This is a genomic window from Massilia sp. NBRC 108631, assembly GCF_059704565.1.
On sequence record NZ_BAAKJE010000277.1, the window covers coordinates 1 to 229 of the forward strand.

The window sequence follows — 229 nt, forward strand, 5'->3', positions numbered from 1 at the left end:
TCGGCCCAGCTGGGCGCCATGGAAACGGTCGACCTGGCCGCGATGGAAACGGTGGACTTCGTGGCGCTCAAGACCAGCGCCATCGCCGGCCTGAGCACCAGCCAGTTCGCCGGCTTGACCACCAACCAGATCGCCGCGCTGACCAGCGCCCAGATGGGCGCGCTGAGCACCAGCCTGATCGCCAACGGCCTGACCACCGCGCAAGTTGTCGCGCTGAGCAGCACCCAGG

1 protein-coding gene is annotated in these 229 nt (G+C 68.6%); it reads left to right on the forward strand.

Annotated features, from left to right (window positions below):
* The coding region (locus tag AC6H42_RS30680) for a hypothetical protein (protein WP_497549700.1) at positions 1-229 on the forward strand (229 nt) is incomplete at both ends.